The 2,627-nt window shown below is 70.8% G+C and carries 3 protein-coding genes; all 3 read left to right on the forward strand.

The window, feature by feature from the left end; genetic code table 11:
- Positions 1-1,564: AAA family ATPase (locus tag FV560_RS19895; RefSeq protein ID WP_159623754.1), on the forward strand; the 1,564-nt coding region annotated here is incomplete at its 5' end.
- Positions 1,565-2,084: 520 nt separating this feature from the next.
- A complete protein-coding gene (locus tag FV560_RS19900) occupies positions 2,085-2,399 on the forward strand; it encodes a hypothetical protein (protein ID WP_235020253.1) in 315 nt (104 codons plus the stop codon).
- Positions 2,396-2,627, forward strand: a 232-nt coding sequence (locus FV560_RS19905; protein ID WP_159623758.1) for a hypothetical protein, incomplete at its 3' end; no start/stop codon positions are given. The genes FV560_RS19900 and FV560_RS19905, both read left to right, overlap by 4 nt.

A 2,627-nucleotide genomic window follows, 5' to 3' on the forward strand; every position in this document is an offset into this window, starting at 1 on the left:
GATGCACCGCCTGGGCCGGGAGCGGTTCGACGCCGGGAGCGTGCAGCCCGAGCGGCTGATGTACATGCCTACCTTCCCCGCCGACCGGGGCGACTACGAGCACCACGTGCTGGACGGTGCCCCGCTGCCGGTGGAGGCCGTGCTGCTGGACGAGCAGATGGACCCGACCGTGCCGCCCGAGCCGGAGCCGGTGGAAGCCGCCGCTGGGGATGGTCCCGCGTATGAGGACCTGTCGGCTGTGGAGCAGAGGAATGCTGACGCGCAGGTGCAGCGCCGCGTGGATGGGTGGCGAAAGCAACTGGCCGAGGCGGAGGACTGGCCCGAGGGCCACCGGGACGACCGGGACCGTGGCTGGGAACGTCTGCTGGCCGACGCCGCCGACACCCTGGCCGCGCTGGCGCACTCCCCCTGGAACGCGCTCACGCTGGCCGAGGCCGAAGCGCTCTATGACGGGATTGTGCCGGAGGCCATGGCTGAGGCTGTGCCGGGGAAGTGGGCAGCCAAGGCCACCAGTGACCACGCCCGAGCCGGGCTGCCGTGGGAGCCGCCAGGGGCTGAGTTTGAGCCGCTGCCGCCAGAGGACGACCAGCAGGAAGCTGCGCCGGACCGTACCCGCTGGGCGGACGGTGGCGCGTTCCTGTTTGACCAGCCGGACGATGTGCCGCTGATCTGGGGCACCGAGACCGCCGCCCTGTGGGCCGAGGGCGAGTCCCTGATGCTGGTGGGTCCGCCGGGCGTCGGCAAGACGACCGTGACAGGGCAACTGGTGCACGCGCTGCTGTTCGGTGGCGAGGTGCTGGGGTGGCCGGTGGTTCCCGCCGCCGGGCGGGTGCTGTACCTGGCCATGGACCGCCCACGGCAGATCGCGCGGGCGCTGCGGCGGCACTTCACGCCGGAGCAGCGCGCGGTGATCTCTGAGCGGCTGATGGTGTGGCAGGGACCGCCGCCCGAGGACATGGCCAAGGACACGGAACTGCTGGCGCGGCTGGCTGCCAAGGCTGGGGCGTCGCACGTGGTGGTGGACTCCCTCAAGGACGCCGCGCTGGGGCTGACCGAGGAAGCGGGCGCCGGAGGCTACAACCGCGCCCGCCAGACAGCGCTCGCCGCTGGGGTGCAGGTGCTGGAACTGCACCACATGGTCAAGCGCGGCGCGAACGGCAAGGCGCCGACCACCCTGGCCGATCTCTACGGCGGGATGCCCATCACGGCGGGGGCCGGGTCGGTGCTGCTGCTGTGGGCCGACGTGGGCGGTGCGCGCCGTGTGACGGTGCGGCACCTGAAGCCGATCTTGGAGCCGGTGCCACAGGCCGAGGTGGAGCACGACCACGCGGCGGGAGTGTCGTGGCGGACCGGGCACGCCACCCCCGCGCAGACGGCCATCGCCTGGATGGACCAGGAGCGGATCAGCATCGAGGACGGCGAGCGGCGGGTGCTGGACCGCGTGAAGGCTGCCGGGCACACCTGGTCACGCGAGGCAGTGCGGCAGGCCATGCGGGAGCGCCGGGAACGCCACCAGCAGGTGGCCAGTGAGTTCGGCAGCGAGGAAGAAGAGGTGCCGCAATGATCCAGCACTCGGCGCCCGCAATTTTCCGGAGTTTCAGGAAGAAAAGGCCAGTCAATGAGCCGCGAACAGGTGCGCGGCACACCCCGCGCACCCCCTGCGCGAGCCGCACACCGCGCACTTCCGCGCAGGAGGTGGCCAGTGAGTCCGTTTTCCCTGGTGGCAGTACGTCCGAGGGGTGCGCGGGCCCACGCCGCGCACCTCCGCGCGGGGTGCGCCGCCGCGCCACCCCCCCTATAGGTGGCGCAGGCGGCGTGGGCGGCGCATCTGAAAGTGCTTTCCGGAACTCGACGAAGAAAAGTGCTTTCCGTAATTCGACGAAGAAAAGCCCGATCCATAAGCCCGACCAGGCTCACCGAGCCCAACCGAGCTCAGAGCCTGGCGCCGCACCGTGGCCACGTCGCCCGCCGTAGCAGGGGGGGGAGGGCCGAAACATCCGCACCTGATCACAGCCAACTGCATTCACCACTGAAAGGACCGCACCATGTATCCCTCTGTTGACCCATCACCCGCGCTGGACCGCATGGCCAATGCACTGGAGCGCATCGCAGACCACCTGGAAGGCACCCGTCCCGCGCCACCACCCCCGCCCGCACCCAAGCCGGAAGGCGTCACCCGGGAAGAACTCCAGCGCACCGTCCAGAAACTCCTCAACGACGGCCAGAAGCAAGCGGTGCGCGAGGCAATTCGCAATCTGGGCGGTGGCGTCACGACCCTCGCCGCTGTCCCCGACGCCCGGCTGGACGACCTGGCCACCGCGCTCATGCCCGAGATCGCCCGCTACGGAAGGCGCCGCCGCCTGGCGAACCGCACGCGCGCCAAGGAGGGAGAGTCATGAACAACCTGATCACCAACATTCAGGACATGAGCGCGGGGCGGCGCACGGCACGACAGCGGGCGCTGCGCGTGATGCTGGCCTGGGCCGCTGCCGACGGCCGAGCGCTCAATGCCGCGATGCGGGAAGCCGCCGCCGAGCCCGCCGGGGTGCTGCTGCTCACGGTGGCGCTGGCTGAGGCCGCGAACGCGAACGCGAAGGAGCTGGCCCCCACCGACTGGAAGGAGCAGT

This window comes from Ruania rhizosphaerae (assembly GCF_009805705.1).
Taxonomy (GTDB): Bacteria; Actinomycetota; Actinomycetes; order Actinomycetales; family Beutenbergiaceae; genus Ruania; species Ruania rhizosphaerae.

What these genes read in the sequence shown, in the direction of transcription:
- FV560_RS19900 (WP_235020253.1), top strand. Translation starts at nt 2,085, where the DNA reads ATGGCCAATGCACTGGAGCGCATCGCAGACCACCTGGAAGGCACCCGT.